This is a genomic window from Streptomyces sp. NBC_00576, from assembly GCF_036345175.1.
Lineage (GTDB): Bacteria > Actinomycetota > Actinomycetes > Streptomycetales > Streptomycetaceae > Streptomyces.
This window is the reverse complement of the sequence record NZ_CP107780.1, coordinates 2,193,669-2,213,898: the sequence shown is the minus strand read 5'-3', so window position 1 is coordinate 2,213,898 and position 20,230 is coordinate 2,193,669. Positions and strand designations below refer to the sequence as shown.

Below are 20,230 nucleotides of genomic sequence, written 5' to 3'. Positions count from 1 at the left end.
GGTGATTGGCGGCGTCAGGGCTTCAGGATGCTGGGCTCGCCAGGACAGACGGTCAGCAGGCGTGCGGTCGCTAATCTGGGGCCATGTCGGAGATCCCTTTCGCGGAAGCCGAAGCGCGTGAGGTCCTGGGCCCGTTCACCGGGCCGATGTTCTACGCGACCAACACGCACAACCCCAAGAACGGCGTCACGGCAGGCGTGTGGACCGTGAGCGCCGGGGAGAATCACGCGGTTCTGAAGATCCTCACCCGGCGCAAGGAGACGGAGGCCCACTGGGCGGCTTCCGAAGACCCGCGACACTGGAACTACTGGCGCCGCGAGGCACACGTGTACCAGTCGGGTCTGGCCCAGCTCTGGCAGCCGTACGGCATCCGCGCGCCCCGGCTGCTGGCCTGCGTCGAACGCGCGGACGGCGATGTCGCGCTGTGGCTGGAGCCCCTACGGGGCAGACCCGCCACGGTGTGGCGCATCCCGAGCCACACCGCACACGCCCGCCGGCTGGGCGCGGCCCAGGGTGCGGTGGGCGAGACGGCGGACCAGCCGTGGCTGTCCCGCGGCTTTCTGCGGGAGTACGTAGGGGGCAAGACGCTCGGCCAGGAACTCCTGGACGACGACGAGGCCTGGCAACAGCCCCTGATCCGCGACCACTTCCCGCCGGGCCTGCGCAAGGACATGGTCCGACTGCACCACGACCGCGAATGGTTCCTGGGCATCATGGAGTCGTTGCCGAGAGCACTCAGCCACCTCGACCACTGGCCGGCCAACGTCCGCTCCAGCGGCCGCAACAGCGCCCTGTTCGACTGGTCCTTCACCGGCGACGGCGCGCTCGGCGAGGACATCGGCAACTACATCCCGGACACCTTCTTCGACCTGTTCCTGCCCGCCGCCCGCCTGCCCGAACTGGCGTCGGCCGTGTACGGGGCATACCTGGACGGGCTGCGCGAGGGCGGGTGGCGGGGCGATGAGCGGCTCGTACGGCTGGGGGTGTGTGCGTCGGCGGTCAAGTACGACTGGATCACCGCGCTGATGCTCGCGCGCGCGAGCGAGGAACAGCAGGTCGGTTACGGGGGCGGGGAGCGGGTGTCTCCGGAACAGCTTTATCGGGAGCGGGGGTTGGTGCTGGCCTTTCTGGCGGGGTGGGCTGCGGAGGCGCGGGAACTGGCGTCGGAGGTTGGGTTTCCCGAGGCGCCCGGCGGGCGTTGAGAGGGGTCGTCCCGGCGGACGTGCCCGACACTGCTCGTACTGGCGTGCGGCAGCCGGCGGCGCAGACACCCGAGCGTGACCAGGAGCCGTCGCTACGGCAGTGTCGGCCAGACCAGCGCCTGGACGACGATGACGTTCTCACCGTTGAAGGTGACGGCGGGGCCTTCGTGCAGTTCGTAGCCAAGCCCCAGCGCTTCGCTCACTCGCCGGCAGAACGCGGCGTCGTCCGGACCGGTCAGAACTCGGTAGACGGGCAACCCGTCTGGTGGCGTGCTCATGAGGAGAAGGATCGCAGAGTCCTCCGTCAACCGTGCTGTTGGACGGGCACGTCCGCGCAGGGACAGGAGATAGCTGACACGCACGACGATTGAGCACGTTCAGCCAGCCCTCCTCCTGCCGTGAGGGTTGCCGTGAGGGAGCGCCTTCGTGCTGACTACGTGGCGTTCTTCTGCGCCAACTCGTCAACGTAGTTGTACGCCGCGTTGCTCCCCTGCTTGCCGGGCGAGATCTTCATGATCGCCTGGTCCTTCTCCGGGTTGCCGCTGAGATACGCCTCGGTCAGGACGTAGGGCAGTCCATCGACGCGGAAGCGGATGCTGCCGTCGGGATACGCGCTCACGCGGACCTTCCGGCCGTCGGGAAGGCTCACGGTCTCGGTGAAGTGTGCCTCGAGCGGCTGTTCAGCCATACAGACCCCCAGGTCAAACGGGCTCGACTGGTCGCACGAGAGTACAGCCCGGCCCTCGGACGGAAAGTGGCGACTGCCGCTCCGACGCAAGGGCGAGCAATTACGGCGTGGCGGAAGCGGTGGGGGCCAGCGGCATCCGGACGACCGCGACCCCGCCCTCCAGATCCACGGTCGTCCTGTTCGGCGGCGCCCCGTCCTCCTCGTCGTCCCGCATGATCAGGGCCGACTGCCGCTCCTTGAGTTCGTTCTGCTTCCCGGGCGAGAAGGTCGCGTGGAGCTGCTCGAACCCGGTCGCCGATATCTGGCCCTGGCGACCGCTGTTGCGCCAGGGGAGCCATCCCGCCCGCCCGGCCCGCAACAGCAGCTGATCTGCGAAGGCCGCGGCGGTCAGCAGGATGACGAGCCCCGGCAAGGTCATGAAGACGGCGAATCCCATGTCCTCCAGTATCCGGCGCAGGGGCCGACGCCGACAGGTTTCGCCCGCCCCGGATCAGTCCCGCTCAGCCCTGCGCCGCATGCCGTCCGCCCCGCCGCCGTCCGTTTCCACTCCTGCGCCCCCGCACCTTCCGAGCAGCCGGAACCATCAGCCCCGCCAGGAGCCCGACCGCCATCGCGTAGGGCCACCAGCCGAGCCCCGTACCGGCCGCCGCAGGAGCGGAGTTGGTGCTCGCGTCGGCCGCCGCCACCGAATCGGACCCCGCCGCAGACCCCGAGCGCACCCCCGCACCCGCCGTCGGTGAGGCGCTCTTCGTGACCGCTGTCAGGACCACGTCGTTGCCGTCGCCGCCCCGGTAGCTGATCCGGTAGGTCCTGTCGCCGAGCTTCAGCGAGGTGCCCTCCTTCAGCCCACTGAACGCGCCCACCGTCTTCGCCCGCCCCGTGTGGTTCAGCACCGTGATCGTGCGGGCGGGGTTCGAGGCCGCACCCGCCGCCGACAGATCCACCGCCCCCGCCAGCCGCACCGCCCCGCCAACCTTCAACGGCCGCCCCCGCAGCACCAGTTCACCCGTCGCGCCCTGCGTGTAGCCTCCCGTGACCGTCAACCCGCCTGCCACCAGGCCCTCGTTCGTCACCGAACCCTTCACCGTCCCCGAGCCGGTGAGCGTGTTCCTCACCCGCAGCCCCGCCGAGCCCACGTCCAGCCGCGCGCCCGCCGTGGTCAGCCCGATCACCTTGCTGCGTGCGAGAGTTGCCCCGCCCGTCAGCGCCAGCGTCCCCTTCGTGACCGTCGTTTTGCCGGTGTACGTCACTCCACTGCCCGTCAGCGTCGTCGTGGCCGCGCCCGACTGTGTGAACGACCCGCTGCCGCTGACCCGCGACAGCGTCAGCGCCCTGCTCGTGTTCCGCACCACCAGCGAGCCGTTGTTCACGACTCTGTAGAGCGACCCCTTCGTGTACAGACCGCCGTCGCCGCCCGCCTTCCCGCTCCCCAGCCGCAGTACCGCGCCCTTCTCGACCGTCGTCGACCCGTCGTAGTACTGCACCGCCGCGAACGTGACGTCGTTGCCGCGGGTCCCCTTGATGACGATGTCCCCGGCGCCGGGCGCGGACAGCGTGTCGTGGAATCGGCCGCCGCCGATGGGGGCGCCCAGCGTCACCGGGCCGTTGTAGTCGAACGTGAGCAGTGAACGGGACCTCGCCGCAAGGAGGTTGATGTACACCGTCTCGGCCGTGCCCGGCATGAAGATCTTGTTCGTCGTGCCGTCGCCCCACTGGACGTTCGCGCCCTTGATGTTGGTGCCGCGCTTGTTGACGTTCTTGCGGGCGGGCGTCCAGTTGAGGGCGGGGTCGCTGAGCGACGGATTGGTGTCGCCGCCCTGGTTCGACCAGCTGTACTGGCCGGTCAGGACCACCTTCGAGCCCGGGCGGGACTGGACGTTGATGTCGCTGCCGTACTCGCGCTGGTAGAAGTCCATGCCCATGCTGACCGTCTGGCCGAGCGGGGTGTCGACCGTCCAGGTGCCCTGGTTGAGGACCTTGCGCACCCGGGGGAGGGACGTCGCGAACTCCGGTCGTCCCGCGTTGACCTGGGTGCCGTTGTCGATCACCCCGGAGAAGGCGTGGATGCCCGAGAGGTCCCAGGTGCCCCAGAGGAAACGGGGTTGGGTCACGAGTCCGGCGCCGCTGATCGTGCCCAGGTTGTACGCGCTCTTCAGGGACAGGCGCAGGGTGCCCTCGACCCGGATGTTGTCCTGGTTCAGGCGGAACGCCGGGGTGTTGTACGGGAAGTGGCCGATCAGGCCCGTCGTACCGCCGTTGCCGTACTGGAGGGTGGCTCCCCGTTCCACCGTCACCGCCGGCGGGTCGGGGTTCGTCACCGTGACGTACGGATGGTTGCCGCCCGGGATGCTCACCTTCTGCCCCTGCCGGGACCTGGGCAGCGTGAAGTCGCTGTCCCTCGTCAGGATCAGGGTGCCCGTGCCGCGCACGGTGAGGGTGCCCTCGCCGCGGAAGACACCGTTGTACGTCGTCGTCCCGGCGGGCACCCGCACCACCGTGTCGCCGGTGAGGGTGACGTCCCGGCCGGCGAGTACGTCGGCGGTGGCGTCGCGGGGGCCGGCCGCCGAGGCGGGCGGGGCGCCGAGCAGCAGAGCGGCCGTCGCGAGGGCCGCGGCAGCCGTCACTGTCCGGTGGGCGGCCCTGGGGGCGGGGCTGGTGAGGGGGGAGTGGCTGTGCACGTGACAGGAGACGGACCGGACTTCCCGGTAATAACAGAAAGTTGCTCAGTGGTTTTCGTCCCCTCCGACCCGTTGACCTTCCCGTAACACACGCTTACCTTTTCGGCGTTCGGAATGACAGATCTTGTTCGTAATTACGAACATTTCTCGTGTCACCCCCCACAAAAGCACACACATACACACGCACACACGCCACCAATCTCGCGCCCCACCCCCGAGAGGCAGTCCGCATGAGCCGCGCCGATGACCTGTCCGAAGACTCCGACCTCTCCCCCCTCTCTGCCCGCAGGACGCTCCTGAAGGGCGCCCTGGCCGCAGGCGCCCTGGTGAGCGTTCCCGGTGTCGCGCACGCCGCCGCAGCCCCGGCGGGCGCCCCCTGCGCCACCACCCCGTACGTCAACCCCCTCGTCCGCAACCGCGCCGACCCCCACATCCACCGCCACACCGACGGCCGCTACTACTTCACGGCCACCGCCCCCGAGTACGACCGCATCATCCTGCGCCGATCCCGCACCATCCGCGGGATCGCCACCGCCGACGAGTCCGTCATCTGGCGCAAGCACGAGACCGGGCCCATGGGCGCGCACATCTGGGCGCCGGAGATCCACCACATCGACGGCAAGTGGTACGTCTACTTCGCCTCCGCGCCCGCCGAGGCCATCTGGGACATCCGTATCTGGGTGCTGGAGAACGCCAACCGCGATCCGTTCAAGGGCACCTGGGTCGAGCGCGGGCAGTTGAAGACCGCCTGGGAGACCTTCTCCCTCGACGCCACCACCTTCACCCACCGCGGTTCCCGCTACCTCGCCTGGGCGCAGCACGAGCCCGACATGGACAACAACACCGCCGTCTGGCTGTCGAAGATGGCCGACCCGGTGACTCTGACGGGACCTCAGATCCGGCTCACCACACCGGAGTTCGACTGGGAGCGCATCGGCTACCGGGTCAACGAGGGGCCGTCGTTCATCAAGCGCAACGGCCGGATCTTCATGTCGTACTCGGCGAGCGCCACCGACTTCCACTACTGCATGGGCCTGTTGACCATCGACGCCCGCGCCGACCTCATGGACCCGGCCAACTGGACCAAGTCGCCGACGCCCGTCTTCACCAGCAACGACACGACCAAGCAGTACGGCCCCGGCCACAACTGCTTCACCGTCGCCGAGGACGGCCGTACCGACGTCCTCGTCTACCACGCACGGCAGTACAAGGAGATCGTCGGCGATCCGCTCAACGATCCCAATCGGCACACCCGAGTGCAGAAGCTCGGCTGGAACATCGACGGCACCCCGGACTTCGGCATCCCCGTCGCCGACACGCAGGTCAACTCAACGGAGAGTGGCTCATGAGACGTGTGTACGCGGTTCTCCTCGCCCTGTGTCTGGCACTGGCCGGTGCCCTCGCCACCGCCGGGCCCGCCCAGGCAGCGGCCGTGACCATCACCAACGGCACCCAGTTCACCGCCACCAACGGCGACCCCGTGCACGCGCACGGCGGCGGAGTCATCAAGGTCGGGTCCTACTACTACTGGTTCGGCGAGCACCGCAACGCGGACAACACCTTCCAGTACGTGGACGCCTACCGCTCCACCGACCTGAAGAACTGGGAGTTCCGCAACCATGTCCTGACCCAGTCCAGCGCCTCCGAACTCGCCGCCGCCAACATCGAGCGGCCGAAGGTCATCTACACCGCGGCCACCGGCAAGTACGTGATGTGGATGCACAAGGAGAACGGCACCGACTACAGCGAGGCCCGCGCCGCGGTCGCCGTGTCGGACACGGTGGACGGCAACTACACCTGGCGGGGCAGCTTCCGTCCGCTGGACACCCACATGTCCCGTGACATCACGGTGTTCGTCGACACCGACGGCACCGGCTACATGATCTCGGCGGCCCGCGAGAACTACGACCTCCAGATCTACCGGCTCACCGCCGACTACACCGGCATAGCCGCGCTGGTCGCGGATCCCTGGCACAACGGTCACCGCGAGGCGCCGGCCCTCTTCAAGCGGGGCGGCGTCTACTTCATGGTGACGTCGGCCGCCACCGGCTGGAGCCCCAACCAGCAGCAGTACGCCACCGCGACCAGCATCACCGGCCCGTGGACCGCGATGACGAACGTCGGTGACTCGACGACGTACGGCTCGCAGGCCGCGTACGTCCTTCCCGTGCAGGGGAGTTCGGGCACCTCGTACCTCTACATGGGCGACCGCTGGGGCAACGCCTTCGGCGGGACCGTCAACGACTCCCGTTATGTCTGGCTGCCGTTGAGCTTCCCGTCCTCCACCACGATGTCCATGTCCTGGTCCCCCGAGGTCACCCTCGACACCGCCACCGGTACGGTGACGGGCAACAGCGCCACGTACAACACGCTGATCGCCCGGCACTCCGCCAAGTGCGCCGATGTCACCAGCCAGTCGCTGTGGGCGGGCGCCCAGATCAAGCAGTACGACTGCAACAGCGGCAACAACCAGAAGTACTGGTTCAAGTCCGTGACCGGTGGCTACTACCAACTCGTGGGCAGGGGCAGCTCCCTGTGCGTGGCCGAGGGCGCCACGACCGTCACCCAGGAGAACTGCAGCGCGACGGCCACCAACCAGCAGTGGTCGGTGACCGCCTCCGGCAGCTACGTCCTGCTGAAGTCCCGCGCCACCGGCGAGTGCCTCGACGTGAACGGCGCGTCCACCGCCAACGGCGCCGCGCTGCTCACGTACACCTGCAACGGAGGAACCAACCAGCAGTGGACGCGCGGAACGTGACGTCCTGTCAGGCGACTAGCCCAGCAGGTCCAGCGCATCGATCGAGGTGCCCGCACTGAGATAGCTGGTCGTTCCCGAACCGCTCACCACGTTGATCTTCAGCACGTTGTACTGACTGGTGTCCGTGAGCCAGGCGCTCGCCGGCACGCTGTAGGTGAACGTGTTGTTGTTCCCCCGGTAGGACCCGTTGGTCAGGGACCGGGTGTTCGGCTGGGTGGGCGGGGACGGGATGGCCGACGTCCAGGTGTCGTTGACGACGACCTGCGGGCGGCCGTTGGCGTAGGCCGTCGTCACGCCGATGCGCAGGGTGTGCGCGGCGGCGGCCTGGGCCGCGGTCAGCTTGAAGTACACCAGCAGACCGCTGTTGACGTCCTTCCAGATGTAGCAGGGGAACCCCGACGTCTCGGTGCCGCTGCCGACCACCACGTTGCCGGTCCAGGCGGCGGCCCGGACGTCCGACGGATGCGCGTACGTCATCAGGTCGGCGTTCTTGAAGCCGCTCGGGGTGCCGTTCCAGTCGTTGATCCGCCAGATCGCGCTCGCGTTGCTCGGGTCGTTCGAGGACGGGATCGCGATCGAGTTGAGCGTGGTCGTGCCACCGGCCGACACCGACACCGAGGTGGTGTAGACGGCGAGTTCACCCTTGAACACGGTGAGCGTGTACGTCCCCGGCAGGACTCCCGCGATGGAGAAGTAACCGTCGGAGGCACGGGCCGAACCCCAGTACTGGGCCGCTGAGTTGGCGATCCCGACCGTGTACGCGTACGCCGTGTTGCGCCCGGTGATCCCGACGCCCGCGACCCGGCCCCGGCCGCCCGCGCCGACGTAACCGGAGATGCCGAGCGAGTCAGCCCACGAGGTGGTGAGCGTGCCCGCGTACAGGGACGACGAGGGCGCTCCGCCGTCCGTGAACGCGATGACGTACGGGCCCTGGAGGCCGAAGCGCTGGTCCTCGGTCTGGTTCTGGCCGTAGTACAGGATCTCGTACAGACCGCCGCCGTCCGCGCTCTGGTGGCGCAGGAGGGAGCGGTAGAACGGGCCGCCGGAGGCCTTCTCGTGGTTGCTTCGCACCACGTACAGGCCGACGCTGCCGGTCTTCCAGCCGACGTAGTTGTAGTCCATGACCCGCAGCCTCGAGTAGTGCTTCGAGCGGGTCTGGCCGTCGGACTTCGCGAAGACGTCCGAGGCCTCGATGGTGCTGTTCGTGTACGTGTACGAGTCAGGCTCGTCGTTGAGGAACAGGCCCGCCTTGACGCGCAGGATGAAGCGGGTCGCCGAGACCGACGTGTCGGCCTTGTTGGTCCACACGTAGACGTTGTTCTCGCCGCTGCGGGCCGCGTAGTAGTGCTTGAGCGTGCCGTAGGTGACGCTGACCAGGATCGTCGAACCGGACTGCTGGATCGTCACCGTGGAGGAGCCGAGGCCGGACTCGATGTGCGAGTTCATGCCGCCGTAGCCCTGGTACTCCGTGCCCCGGTAGACCAGCGAGGACAGGTCGCCGTTGGACTTGCGGACCTTGAAGACGAGGTTGGCGCCGGTGTCGATGACGTAGTTCGTGCCGTCGTCGGTGTAGCCGAAGGTCGCCGCCTGCGCGGTGCCGGGGAGAGCGAGTCCGGCGGCGGCGGCCGTGGCGCCGAGGACGAGCGCACGGCGGCCGAGGTGGGTCACGGAGTGCCCGGGGTGTCTGTCGTTGGCTGCGGACATGTGGGGGTGCCTCCTTCGGAGGTGGGGTGTGGGGGTGTGGGGCGTGGGGGGTGCGCGGTGTTCGGAAGACTGACAGTTGAATCGATTTCGCGAAAGGGCTTTCGTTGTAAGGAAGTTGGCAGTTGTGTGAAATCGTGCACGACTCTAGAAAGCGCTTGCCAGACGATGTACGGTCCTGCCGCTGGGCCTTGTCGAGCGTCGGAGGACTGCTGTGGGAAACACAATGAGACGTTTCAACCGAGCCGTGCTGGCGGCCGTGACCCTGAGCACGGCCACCACCCTGGCCGCCGTACCCGCAGCCGCCCACCAACGGCCCTCGCACGGCCCGCGCGCCCTGGGTATCGAGAACTGCACCGCCACCGCCTGCCACTTCGACGTCGCGCCGGGCACGTACGACGTACGGGTGCTGCTGGGCGGTGAGGCCGCCGCCGGTACGGCCGTCACGGGCGAGACCAGGCGCGCGCTCCTCCCGGAGACCGCCACGGCCGCCGGCGAGCACGTGGCCCGCAGCTTCACCGTCAACGTCCGTACGCCCGAGGGCGAACCGACCGGCCCCGAAGGCACACCAGGCCTCGACCTGGTGCTCGGCGGCTCGGCGCCGGCCCTGGCGGACATCCGGGTGACCCCAGCCGCCCGCCACACCCGGCAGATCTTCCTGGTCGGCGACTCGACCGTCTGCGACCAGCCCGGCGACCCGTACACCGGCTGGGGTCAGGAACTCCCGCAGTACCTCCGCAAGGGCCTGTCCGTCGCCAACTACGCGGATTCCGGCGAGAGTACGGTCACCTACCTCGCCAACTCGGCGCTCTTCCCGACCGTCCAGCCGCTGATCCGCCCCGGCGACCTGGTCCTCGTCCAACTCGCCCACAACGACAAGCAGACCGACGGGCCGACGTACCGCGCGAACCTGGAGACGCTCGTCGCGGGTATTCGCGAGCGAGGGGGGAAACCGGTACTGGTGACCCCGATCGTGCGCCGCTGGTTCAACTCCGACGGCACCTTGAACAACGGCACCGCCCTGCTGGTCAACGGCCTCGGCGTCGACCACCCGGCGGTGATCCGCGCGGTCGCCGCGGAGCGCGGTGTGCCGTTGATCGACCTCACGGCGAAGACGAAGGCGCTGGTGGAGTCCCTCGGCGTCGAGGGCTCCAAGGCGCTCTACCTCTACAACGAGAAGCGCGACAACACCCACACGTCCGTCCACGGGGCCACCGTGTACGCCGAGTTGGTGCGCGACGAGCTGGTGGCGCAGCGGCTGGTTCCGCGCGGCGGGGTGCGCTAGCGCCGCCCCTGGCCCGGCAAGAGCCCCTGGAGCGTCCCGACCGGAACCGGGGCGCTCCAGGTTTGACAGCAGCGCGCCCCGGCTGCTCAGTACCTCTCCGGTGCCGCGATTTCGCGGGCCGAGATGCATGTGGTCCTGCCGGTGCGGCCGGTTCAGAGCGCCAGACGGGCGATGCGCAGCGTCGCGGCGGTCGGGGACGCGCCTGTGAGCGGGGTCGCGTAAGACGGGGTCACCGGTGCGTACGCCCAGGCCAGAGAGCCGTCCTTCAGGGCCGCCATGTCACCCGTGATGCGCGCCGGCACGACCTTGTCCGGTGTCTTGAACGCGCCGTTCCAGTCGATCAGCCGCAGATGCGTGCCCGTGAACGTGCCGGTGCAGGTGCCGCTCGCGCACTTGGCGTTCTTCAGGGACTCCCAGGACACCAGCAGCCGGTTCTTGCCGTACGGGGCGACCCGGACGTTCACGTGCTCGGTGCCCGGCGCGTTCGTCAGGTAAATGGCCTTGCCCGCAGGGGAGTTGCGGTTCTTGAGGAACGACACCGCCACCTGGTGGGTGCTCCACCTCGGCTTCACCGTCCAGCCCCGGCCGCTCGAGTCGTCCGGGTTCTTCGCGGCGGAGGCCGAGCCGCGGGAGCCGTAGGCGGTGGCGTAGCGGCCCGTGGACGCCTTCACCAGGTCGCCGGTGCGGCCCGCGTACGTGCCGCCGCAGTAGCCCGCCCAGCACTGCTCGCGCTGCACGGCCGGGGCGTTGTCCGGGGCGCCGATGCCCGTCGACACGAACAGGCCCGAGCGCCAGTCGTCGAAGCAGAGGGAGGTGAAGGCGCCGGTGGCCTCGGCGTGCAGGGCGATGCCCTCGTTGTGGGAGCAGCCCCAGCCCCAACCACCGCTGAGCTTCGCCCCCTTGGAGCTCAGGTACGACAGCTTGTCGCCGAAGTGTCCGTCGGCGAAGCCGCCCGCGCCGTGTACGACGAAGTAGGCGCCGTACTTGGTGCCGTTCCAGGTGAGCTGGCCGTCCAGAGTCGGGGACGTGTCGTGGGACGCGGTGCCGGTGAGCTTGGTGCGCCAGGCCTCCTTGCCCTGCGAGAAGCGGACCAGGGCCGCCGCCGTCTCCTTCCACTTGTTGGTGTCGGCGACCCGGGTGAGCAGCGCGAAGCCGTCGTTGTGCGCGACCAGTCCACCGACCTCCTTGGCCCCCCTGACGACCGAGTCGCCGCCCGCGCGCTTGCCCGCCGAGGTCAGCGGCGTCACGTGCACACCGTCCGAGGCCGGCCACGCCACCCGCAGCGTGCCGTTGGGCGCGACCGCTGTCGCCGTGCGAGTCCACTCCCGCGTGTTGTTGTAACCGGCGGACAGATAGGGGAACTTGGCCGGCAGCGTCACGGAGGTGCTCGTGACGGCGAGGGTGGGCGCGGCGGGCGTCGCCGTGGTGGTCGCCGCCCCGGCGGTCGCGTACCAGGCGCCGGCGAGCAGCCCGACCGCCGCGAGCCCGCCGATCAGGGGCTTGCGGGCCGCGTGGGTGCGGCGGTGGGCGGGGGTGCGGGGGAGTGGTGCTGATGTCATGCCTGTCTGTTGCCGGGGGGTGGGGAAAGGTTGCCGCCGGGGGTGAGGAAAGGTTGCTGCCGGATCGGGCCGGACCGGGTCTGGCCGCAGGCCGATCAGGCGGGGACGGTTCGGCGGGCGCCGAACGATTGCGCCCTTACCGTGGCCGCATGACCGCGCCCATGTCCGCCTTCGCCGCCCTCCACCACCGCGACGAGCCGCTCCTGCTCCCCAACGCCTGGGATCACGCCTCGGCCGTGCTCCTCGCCGCACAGGGCTTCGCGGCGATCGGCACCACAAGTCTCGGCGTCGCCGCGGCCGTCGGACTGCCCGACGGTGCGGCGGCGACCCGCGACCACACTCTTCAGCTCGCCCTGAACCTCGGCACGGAGGACTTCCTGCTGTCCGTCGACGCCGAGGGCGGCTTCAGCGAAGATCCGTTCCAGGTAGGGGAGTTCGCCCGGGAACTGTCCGTGGTCGGCGCCGTCGGCATCAACCTGGAGGACGGTCTCGGACCGGCCGCACTGCACGCCGAGAAGATCGCCGCCGTCAAGGCCGCCGCCCCGGGCGTCTTCGTCAACGCCCGGACGGACACGTACTGGCTCGGTGACCGTCGGTCCACCACTCTGGCCCGGGACACCATGACCCGCCTCGACGCCTACCAACAGGCGGGCGCGGACGGGGTGTTCGTGCCCGGCCTGACCGACCCGACCGGGATCGCCGCGTTGGTGAAGAGCCTGGACGTGCCGCTCAACATCCTCTGCTCGCCTACCGGACCCACCGTCGCCCAACTCGGTGACCTGGGCGTACGCCGCGTGAGCGTCGGTTCGCTGCTCTACCGGCGGGCACTCGGCGCGGCCGTGGAGGCGCTCGGCGACATCCGGGCGGGCCGGGCGCCCCGGGGCGCGTCACCCTCGTACGACGAAGTGGCGGCGCTCGGTCACCAGCGTCGCTAGCGCCAACCAGTGTCATTGGCGCCAGGGCTCCAGGACGCCGGCCCGGATCAGCCGACCGGAATCAGCGTCTCCCTGAGACGCGCCGTGAACTCCGCCGGGTGGGTGAGCAACCCGAGATGCCCTCCCGGGAACTGGCGGGCGGCGCTGCCTGTGCGGCGGGCGAGGAACGTGGCGGTGCGGTGCAGGAGTTGACCGGCGGAGTCGATGCCCACGGCGACGGTGAGCCGGGGGGAGGGGGCGGAAAGGGCGGCGAGATCGGGGGCGTAGGAGGTGAACGGGACCAGGACGCGGGTGAGAAGGACGGCCATGGGCGTCGTCAACTCATCTGCGGGGGAGGGGGCTTGGGCTTCCGGATTCGACTCCTTGGCCAGTTCCTCCTGGGTGAGGGCCCGTTCCTCGAAGCCCGCCGTCATATGAACCGAGGCGGCCTCGATGCCCCGGGCGCGGTAGGTGTCGCGCACCTCGGTGAACATCGTCCGCTGCCGCTCGGCGTCCGGCAGGACCGCGACGACCGGTGGCTCGTGCGCGATCACATGGCGCAGTCGGTCCGGGTGCCGGGACGCCAGGTCGAGGGCGGCGATGGCGCCCGAACTGGTGCCGAACACATAAGCGGACTCGCCTTCGGGGAGCACCGCGTCGAGAACCCGGGCCGCGCCCTCGCTCCACCACTCGACGCGCTGTTCCTCGACGGGCTTGCCGAGTTGGCCGTGGGCGAGGCCGAGGGGATCGTAGGTCACGACGGTGAAGCGTTCGGAGAGGAGAGCGGTGGTGTTCTCGAGGCCCATGGGGTGTCCGGCGCCGCCGGGGATGATGAGGAGGACGGGGCCGGAGCCGCGCACGTCGTAGTGATCACTCATTCTCCCGAAGCTACCGGCTGGCAGGGCCCGGCGCGGAATGATTTTCCGGAAGCGCGGACGCGCGGACGGGCGCGGAGGCGGGGATGCGGGCGGCCACCGGAGTGATGTCCGCCCACACAACAGCCCTACGTAACCAGGAGAGTTGGCCGGGTCAGGCGATCGGCGCGTACACCACGCCCAGCTTGTCGATCTCGTCGCCCGAGCGGCCCGTGAAGCCCACGATCTGCCAGCCCGACGGTGCCGTGAACGTCGCGGTGTCCGTCGTGGTCGTGCCGGAGGCCAGGGTGCGGGACTTGTCCGTGGTGAACGCCGCCGAGAAGATCCTTGTACGGCCGTCCTTCTGACCCTGCGTCAACTTCACCGAGGTGAGGTGTTCGCCGGACGCCAGGGTGAGGGAGGTGGCCGTGCCGCCCGTGCCGCCGTGGGTCAGCGTCGTGCCGCCGTCGTGCGTCAGGGACACCCCGTCCAGCCGGGAGCTGCCGCGCAGGGTGAGCGTGCGGGGCGCGGGCGTCGCCGGGAGGTCGTCGGCGTCGGTGAACGCCGTGCCGTGCGGGCCGCCTACGACGTCACTCGCGCGCAGCTTCGAGGGCAGCGTCCAGGAGAAGTCGACCGTGTGCGGGAAGTGGTCGGAGAGGTTGCCGCCCGCCGAGTCCAGGAACGACGCCCACTCGTTGTTGTAGCGGGTCGCGGAGAGGTTCACGAGCTTGCTGCCGCGGTAGAGGACCTTGTCGACGACCTCACAGCTGTTCGTCGGCGCGGTCGTCGGGCACATGAGCGGCTCGGCGCCCTGCGTCGGCTGTACCCCGCCCTTCGCCAGCTGGACCCAGGCGTCGGTCAGGCCGTTGTCCGACACGAGGGTGCGGATGTTGTCGGGAGTGCGCGTGTACCGCGTGTTCGTGTCACCGGCGACGATCACCGCGTTGCCCGCGGAGTTGGCCTGGATGAAGGCGGACAGCTGCGAGATGTTGGCCCGACGGGCGGCGTACGCCTCTTCGGAGTCGTCCGCGTTGGGGTGGGCGTTGTACACGTCCACGTAGACGCCCTCGGCGAGTCGCACCCGGGCCAGTGAGAAGCCCTTCGGGGTAAGGCAGTTGGTGCCGGTGCACTTGTTCCACTTCACCCGCTCGAAGTCCTGGAAGGCGTAGTCCGAGAGGGTGTTGAGACCGTCCCCGAAGGGCACTCCGCCACTCGTCGCGGTGCGGTACGCGTGGTTGTCGTTCGCGTACAGCGCCGCGTGGTAGTTGAAGTCCTCCTGCACGTTGACGATGTCGTACGCGCCCAGACGCGGCGAGATCAGCGGGGTGTTCACCTTGGGGTTGCCCGAGCTCACCAGGTCCGGAAGGCCCGCGACGTTGTACGTGAGGACGTTGAAGGTGCCCGAGGTGGCGGCGGCCGCCGGGGTCGAGCCGGTCGCGGCGAGCCCGGCCAGTGCCAGGGCGCCGGCCGCGAGGGTACCGATGAGTCTTCTCATGGTGGGGGTGTCTCCAGGGGGGTTAGGTGAACACTGCTCAGGTTCACGGCCAACAGTGTGATGGACAAGGGCTGTTGGGGGAACAGTGAGTGGAGTGACGATCTGCCGTGTCGGGGTCGCCCGGCGATCACCCGCTGGTTGAACAAGGTTCATGTTTGACACCGATTCTCCTCGGGCGGCACACGACTACGGGCGCCGTGACACGGAGGAGGCGCAGCCATGGGGCACGGGCACTCGCACGGACACGGGGATCACCACCATCACGATCACGGTCACGAGGGCGGTACCGGTACGGCGCTGCCCGCGGCCTTCGACACCTCGGTGCCCGACGAGGCACTGAGCCCCGAACAGCAGTCGCGCCGCTCGCTCCTGCGCAGGGCAGGGCTGCTCGGTGCCGGTCTCACCGCCGCGAGCGTCGTCGCCCCGGCCGCCGCCCCCGCGTACGCGGCCACCAACGGCCGCCGCACGAACGGCTTCCTGTGGCTGGCCGGTGACCACCACATCCACACGCAGTACAGCAACGACGGCAAGTACCGTGTCGTCGACCAGGTCCGTCAGGGCGCCCGGCACGGCCTGGACTGGCTGGTCATCACCGACCACGGCAACGTGACGCACTCGAAGATCGGTGTCGAGAAGGTCAACCCGGACATCAGGGCGGCCCGGGCCGCCTACGAGGACACCCTCGTCTTCCAGGGCCTGGAGTGGAACATCCCGGCCGCCGAGCACGGCACGGTCTTCGTGCACCCCGGCAAGAACGAGGTCTCCGTCCTCAAACAGTTCGAGACCGACTACGACGGCGGTGTGAAGGGCGCCACCGACTCGACGCCCGCCAATGAGGCGCTCGCCGTCGCCGGTCTCAACTTCCTCGCGGAGCAGGTGAAGCGGCGCAAGGTCAAGGACGCGCTGATGCTCGCCAACCACCCGGCGCGAAAGGGCATCGACTCGCCGCACGAGATCCGCGCCTGGCGCGACGCCACCGCGGTGCGCCGTATCGCCGTCGGCATGGAGGGCGCTCCCGGACACCAGGCCGCCGGGATGCGCGCGGACATCGGCATGGGCCGGGCCCGGGGCCTCTACGACGGCAGCCCGGGCGCGAACTCCTTCGCGGGGTACCCGCTGGAGAGCTACCGCACCTGGGGCGGCTTCGACTGGATGACGGCCACGGTCGGCGGCCTGTGGGACAGCCTGCTCGCCGAGGGCAAGCCGTGGTGGATCACCGCCAACTCCGACTCGCACAACGTCTACACGGACACCGCGGTCCGCGGCCCGAACAGTAACTTCGAGGCCAACGGCAAGCAGGACGACCCGGTCTACGGCGGGAAGATCGACCTTACCGAGGGCGACTACTGGCCCGGCCAGTACAGCCGCACCCACGTCGGCTCCGACGGCTTCTCGTACGCCGCCGTCATGGACGGCATCCGGGCCGGCCGGATCTGGGTGGACCACGGCCGGCTGATCAGCGCCCTCGACGTGCGCGTCTCGGGCGGCGGCCGATGGAGCACGCTCGGCGGCGCCCTGCACGTGAAGAAGGGCACGAAGGTCACCCTCACGGTGGACGTGGCATCGGCCGACGGCCCCAACTGGGCGGGATTCGTACCGAAGTTGGCCCGCGTCGACGTCATCCAGGGCGATGTCACCGGCCCGGTCGCGGACCGGGACACCTTCACGGCGCCCACGGCCAAGGTCGTCAGGTCGTACGACGTGAACCAGTCCACCGGCAGGGTCCGGCTGACGTACGACCTCGGGCGCGTCGACCGTCCGGTGTACGTCCGGCTGCGCGGCAGCGACGGCAACCGGTCCGCCGTGGGCGCGTTGGGCGCTGCGGTCGACCCGGCGGGCCCGGCCATCGACGTGGTCGGAGACGCGGACCCGTGGCGCGACCTGTGGTTCTACTCGAACCCGGTGTGGGTGCTGCCTTCGTGACGTCATACGCACTCTGGGCGGGCACTTCGGTGTCGGCCCTGCGCGAGGCCGATCACCTCGTCCTCGGCCTCGCGGCCGAACTCGCCTTCCCGGAGGCCGCGTTCGGCTGCACCCACTTCCTGCGCGGTGACCGGCCCCGGATGGCCCTGTCGTTCACGCTGCCGTCGGAGCCGCTCCTGCGCACCGCCGAGGAGCGGCTCCGAGCCCAGGGTTACGAGGTGACGCCCGGGGTGCCCGACGCGGCGGGCCGCGCGGTGGTCTACCCGGGCGCCGACGCGCTCACCGGCACGCTGACGGTGGGGGAGTTGCTGGCCCGGAGCGCGATCGACCGGGTGACGGTGCTGGGAACTCCGGGCCAACCGCCTCCGGCACAGCGGCTGGTGACGCATGGTCATGTCCGACCGCAGTGGCAGGGCGGCGAACTCGTCCTCGCCGCCATGCCCGCCGTCGGGGGCACCCTGGTGCCGTTCGAGGTGCCCGACCCGACACCGTGCTGCGCGGATCACTGAAGGGATCACCGCACGGGTGTCACCCGTTGACCCCCGTGTAGTGCCCCAGACTCCACCGCCACAGCAGCCGCGCCCCCAGGAACGCCACCACCCCCAGCAGCGGAGAGGCCGCCGCCAGCCAGTACGGGACGCCCGTGTCGTGGCCGTGGCCGGTCAGTACCGCTGCCGGGAAGTACGCGACGAAGGCGAGCGGCAGCCCGAAGGTGAGGAAGCCGCTCACCGCCCTCGGCAGTACGTTCAGGGGATAGCTGCCGAACGTGCCGAGCAGCTCCTCCAGCCAGCGGCCCCAGTAGTCGGCGGCCGGGAAGCGCAGCGAGGCGCAGGCCACCGCCGTGAACAGGGCCGCCTCCAGGAGCATCCCGCCGAGGACGCAGACCACGAGGTACGTGATCCGGCCCGCCGTCCAGTCCAGGTCGCTGCGCGAGAGCGCGCCCGCCATCAGGCCCACGGCCACCGTCAGGTCGCCGATGGCGTTGGTGGGGAAGTAGGACAGCTGGACCTGCCGGAACACCGGCATCGGACGTACCAGATAGGTGTCTATCGCGCCCTCCTGGATGATCCGGCCGATGCCGTGCATCCGCCCGAGGAACAGTACGAAGATGCCGTGCGCCAGCATCCGGGTCGCCGGGATCAGCAGCACCTCCGAGCTGTCCCAGCCGCCCATCCCGGTGAACCGGGTCAGCAGCACCGTCGCGAACACGATCACCGACACCTGCCAGATGGCGCCGATCCCGATCATCAGGAGGAACTCGGAGCGGTACTCCAACTGGGCGCGGAAGTTGAGGCGCGTGATGCGCCACGCGATACGCACACCGTTCACGGGCCTCAGCCTCCCTGGGAGACGACACGGAGGGCGGCGCGCCGCCACAGGAACCGGGTGAACAGGGCCAGGACGAGGATCCAGCCGGCCTGCACGGCGAGCTGGAAGGCGGCGTCCGGGAGCGGGATGCGCCCCACGTACAGCGACAGCGGCACGCTCAGCGTGGCCTGGAAGGGCAGGAAGGAGCTGAGGGTGACGAACCAGTCCGGGAAGAACCACAGCGGTGCGTACACCCCGGACAGCAGGTTCTGCGCGAAGATCAGGATGAGCATCGCGGCGCCGTTGCGCAGCGTCCAGAAGCACAGCTGGTCGATGACGAGCATGACGTAGTAGAGAACCGACTGGCCGAGCAGCAGACTGAGCGCGAACACCCCGGCCACAGCTGCCGATTCGGGCGGCTGGACCACCCCGAAGGCCAGGCAGAGGGCGAACCCGGCCAGCGCCCACGCGAACCCGTACAGCTGCTCGCCGAGCGCCCGCAGCGCGTAGTAGCGCTGGGGTGGCAGCGGCCGCAGGTACCAGTACACGATCGTGCCGAAGTGCATGTGCTGGAGCACGGTGTCGCGGCCCGCGTACTGGTCCAACTCCCGCAGCCGGGAAGCGAGTACGGCCATGACGGCGTACGTCACCGCCTGCTCGCGGTCGAGGCCGGCCGTCGTACCGGTCTGCTGGTACAGGCCGTTCCACAGGGACGCGACCAGGACCACCTGGACGGTCAGCCGGATCAGGGCGGCGGTCATCCGGGGCGGGGCGTACAGCTCGCCGAGGGGGGTGACCCTGGCGGCCCGCCAGGAGTGCAGGACGGCCATGTCAGCCGCCTCCGCGAGACTCGGGTATCTCGGCCTGGACGTACGCGGCCCGCATCACGTCCTCCAGGTCGGCCTCGTCGAGGGCGATGTCTGTCACCTCGTACCGCTCGATGACCCGCTTGAGCGCCTGGTGGACCGTCGGGGCGTCCGGACCGTCGGGGCCGAAGACCACCTGCGGGCCCTCGCGGCGCAGCAGCGCGATGCCGGGGAGTGCCGAGACCTCCGTGTGCGGGTCCGCCAGGGTGGCGCGGACCTGCCAGGTCGAGCCGAACTTCTTCTTGATCTCGTCCAGCGTGCCGTCCAGCACGAGCCGGCCGTGGTTGACGAGGACGACCCGCTCGGCGAGCCGCTCGACCTCCGTCATGTCGTGGGTGGTCAGCAGCACGGTCCGGCCGCGCTCCTCGACCTGGTGGCGCAGGAACTCCCGTACCTGCTCCTTGACCACCACGTCCATCCCGATGGTGGGCTCGTCGAGGAACACCACCGGCGGGTCGTGCAGCAGTGCCGCCGCCAGGTCGCAGCGCACCCGCTGGCCCAGCGACAGATGCCGTACGCGGGTGTCCCAGAACGTGGACAGTGCCAGCAGGTCGTCGAACTCCTGGAGGCGTAGGGCGTGTTCGGGCCCGGGTATCTCGTAGATGTCCCGCAGGATCGAGAACGACTCGCGCACCGGCAGGTCCCACCAGAGCTGGGTGCGCTGGCCGAACACCGCCCCGATGTTGCGGGCGTTGCGCTCCCGCTCCAGGTACGGCACCACGCCGACGACGCGTGCCTCGCCGGACGTGGGGGTGAGGATGCCGGTGAGCATCTTGATGGTCGTCGACTTGCCGGCGCCGTTCGGCCCGAGCAGGGCGAGGAGTTCACCCGGCGCGACATCGAAGGTGATGTCGGAGACGGCGTCCTTCGCGACCCGCTCCGGCTGGACGAGGGAGCGCAGCGCCCCGGTGAAACCGGGACGCCGCACTGTGGTGTGGAAGGTCCGGGACAGGCCACGGACCTCGATACTGCCGCTCACTGACCCTCCGGGTGGAGCGA

The 20,230-nt window shown here is 69.6% G+C and carries 18 protein-coding genes; 7 read left to right on the top strand and 11 right to left on the bottom strand.

Features of this window, described 5'->3' with window-relative positions:
• The first annotated feature begins 83 nt into the window (after window positions 1-83).
• Window positions 84-1,202, top strand: a complete 1,119-nt coding sequence (locus OG734_RS09355) for an aminoglycoside phosphotransferase (RefSeq protein ID WP_330287015.1) — start codon at window positions 84-86, stop codon at window positions 1,200-1,202.
• A gap of 92 nt (window positions 1,203-1,294) precedes the next feature.
• Here the strand turns inward: OG734_RS09355 and OG734_RS09350 are convergent, their stop codons facing one another.
• The 4 genes from OG734_RS09350 to OG734_RS09335 form a co-directional block, all read right to left on the bottom strand.
• The gene (locus tag OG734_RS09350; protein WP_330287014.1) at window positions 1,295-1,480 is read right to left on the bottom strand and encodes a DUF1737 domain-containing protein; all 186 of its coding nucleotides are present in this window, start codon (window positions 1,478-1,480) and stop codon (window positions 1,295-1,297) included.
• 155 nt (window positions 1,481-1,635) lie between these two features.
• Window positions 1,636-1,890: a hypothetical protein gene (locus OG734_RS09345; RefSeq protein WP_330287013.1), complete on the bottom strand. Its 255-nt coding sequence runs from the start codon at window positions 1,888-1,890 to the stop codon at window positions 1,636-1,638.
• 100 nt (window positions 1,891-1,990) lie between these two features.
• The gene (locus OG734_RS09340) at window positions 1,991-2,326 is read right to left on the bottom strand and encodes a DUF6191 domain-containing protein (protein WP_330287012.1); all 336 of its coding nucleotides are present in this window, start codon (window positions 2,324-2,326) and stop codon (window positions 1,991-1,993) included.
• A 64-nt stretch (window positions 2,327-2,390) separates the two neighbouring features.
• Window positions 2,391-4,568: an autotransporter gene (locus OG734_RS09335; RefSeq protein ID WP_330287011.1), complete on the bottom strand. Its 2,178-nt coding sequence runs from the start codon at window positions 4,566-4,568 to the stop codon at window positions 2,391-2,393.
• A 230-nt stretch (window positions 4,569-4,798) separates the two neighbouring features.
• Here OG734_RS09335 and OG734_RS09330 point away from each other — a divergent pair, with 230 nt between their 5' ends.
• Both OG734_RS09330 and OG734_RS09325 read left to right on the top strand, forming a co-directional pair.
• Window positions 4,799-5,917: a glycoside hydrolase family 43 protein gene (locus tag OG734_RS09330; RefSeq protein WP_330287010.1), complete on the top strand. Its 1,119-nt coding sequence runs from the start codon at window positions 4,799-4,801 to the stop codon at window positions 5,915-5,917.
• Window positions 5,914-7,326, top strand: coding sequence for an RICIN domain-containing protein (locus OG734_RS09325; protein WP_330287009.1), 1,413 nt, complete (start codon window positions 5,914-5,916; stop codon window positions 7,324-7,326). The genes OG734_RS09330 and OG734_RS09325 overlap by 4 nt, the downstream gene beginning before the upstream one ends.
• A 15-nt stretch (window positions 7,327-7,341) precedes the next feature.
• On the opposite strand, the gene OG734_RS09320 is transcribed toward OG734_RS09325, so the two are convergent.
• Window positions 7,342-9,030 carry a rhamnogalacturonan lyase B N-terminal domain-containing protein gene (locus OG734_RS09320; protein WP_330287008.1) on the bottom strand — a complete coding sequence of 563 codons (1,689 nt, stop codon included), beginning with the start codon at window positions 9,028-9,030 and terminating at the stop codon, window positions 7,342-7,344.
• A gap of 223 nt (window positions 9,031-9,253) precedes the next feature.
• Between OG734_RS09320 and OG734_RS09315 the strand changes: the two genes are divergently transcribed.
• On the top strand, window positions 9,254-10,312 hold the full coding sequence (locus OG734_RS09315) for a rhamnogalacturonan acetylesterase (protein ID WP_330287007.1): 1,059 nt from the start codon (window positions 9,254-9,256) through the stop codon (window positions 10,310-10,312).
• Between the two features lie 152 nt (window positions 10,313-10,464).
• Here OG734_RS09315 and OG734_RS09310 read toward each other — a convergent pair whose 3' ends face one another.
• Window positions 10,465-11,871 carry a hypothetical protein gene (locus OG734_RS09310; protein ID WP_330287006.1) on the bottom strand — a complete coding sequence of 469 codons (1,407 nt, stop codon included), beginning with the start codon at window positions 11,869-11,871 and terminating at the stop codon, window positions 10,465-10,467.
• A gap of 149 nt (window positions 11,872-12,020) precedes the next feature.
• On the opposite strand from OG734_RS09310, the gene OG734_RS09305 reads away from it, so the two are divergent.
• Complete coding sequence (locus tag OG734_RS09305; protein WP_330287005.1) at window positions 12,021-12,806, top strand: isocitrate lyase/PEP mutase family protein; 786 nt, start codon at window positions 12,021-12,023, stop codon at window positions 12,804-12,806.
• 47 nt (window positions 12,807-12,853) lie between these two features.
• Here the strand turns inward: OG734_RS09305 and OG734_RS09300 are convergent, their stop codons facing one another.
• Together OG734_RS09300 and OG734_RS09295 are read right to left on the bottom strand one after the other, a co-directional pair.
• Complete coding sequence (locus OG734_RS09300) at window positions 12,854-13,663, bottom strand: alpha/beta hydrolase (protein ID WP_330287004.1); 810 nt, start codon at window positions 13,661-13,663, stop codon at window positions 12,854-12,856.
• A 151-nt stretch (window positions 13,664-13,814) separates the two neighbouring features.
• Entirely contained in the window at window positions 13,815-15,134 is a 1,320-nt protein-coding gene (locus tag OG734_RS09295) for a jacalin-like lectin (RefSeq protein ID WP_330287003.1), read from the bottom strand.
• A gap of 219 nt (window positions 15,135-15,353) precedes the next feature.
• Between OG734_RS09295 and OG734_RS09290 the strand changes: the two genes are divergently transcribed.
• Both OG734_RS09290 and OG734_RS09285 read left to right on the top strand, forming a co-directional pair.
• Window positions 15,354-17,057, top strand: a complete 1,704-nt coding sequence (locus tag OG734_RS09290) for a PHP domain-containing protein (protein ID WP_330287002.1) — start codon at window positions 15,354-15,356, stop codon at window positions 17,055-17,057.
• The gene (locus tag OG734_RS09285; protein WP_330287001.1) at window positions 17,054-17,566 is read left to right on the top strand and encodes a hypothetical protein; all 513 of its coding nucleotides are present in this window, start codon (window positions 17,054-17,056) and stop codon (window positions 17,564-17,566) included. Before OG734_RS09290 ends, OG734_RS09285 begins: the two co-directional genes overlap by 4 nt.
• 19 nt (window positions 17,567-17,585) lie before the next feature.
• On the opposite strand, the gene OG734_RS09280 is transcribed toward OG734_RS09285, so the two are convergent.
• The 3 genes from OG734_RS09280 to OG734_RS09270 are packed head-to-tail and all read right to left on the bottom strand — an operon-like array spanning window position 17,586 to window position 20,210.
• Window positions 17,586-18,386: an ABC transporter permease gene (locus tag OG734_RS09280; RefSeq protein ID WP_330287000.1), complete on the bottom strand. Its 801-nt coding sequence runs from the start codon at window positions 18,384-18,386 to the stop codon at window positions 17,586-17,588.
• 5 nt (window positions 18,387-18,391) lie between these two features.
• Window positions 18,392-19,195 (bottom strand): ABC transporter permease, encoded by an 804-nt coding sequence (locus OG734_RS09275; RefSeq protein WP_330286999.1) that lies wholly within the window; start codon window positions 19,193-19,195, stop codon window positions 18,392-18,394.
• A 1-nt stretch (window position 19,196) separates the two neighbouring features.
• Window positions 19,197-20,210 carry an ABC transporter ATP-binding protein gene (locus tag OG734_RS09270; RefSeq protein ID WP_330286998.1) on the bottom strand — a complete coding sequence of 338 codons (1,014 nt, stop codon included), beginning with the start codon at window positions 20,208-20,210 and terminating at the stop codon, window positions 19,197-19,199.
• Window positions 20,211-20,230: the final 20 nt, after the last annotated feature.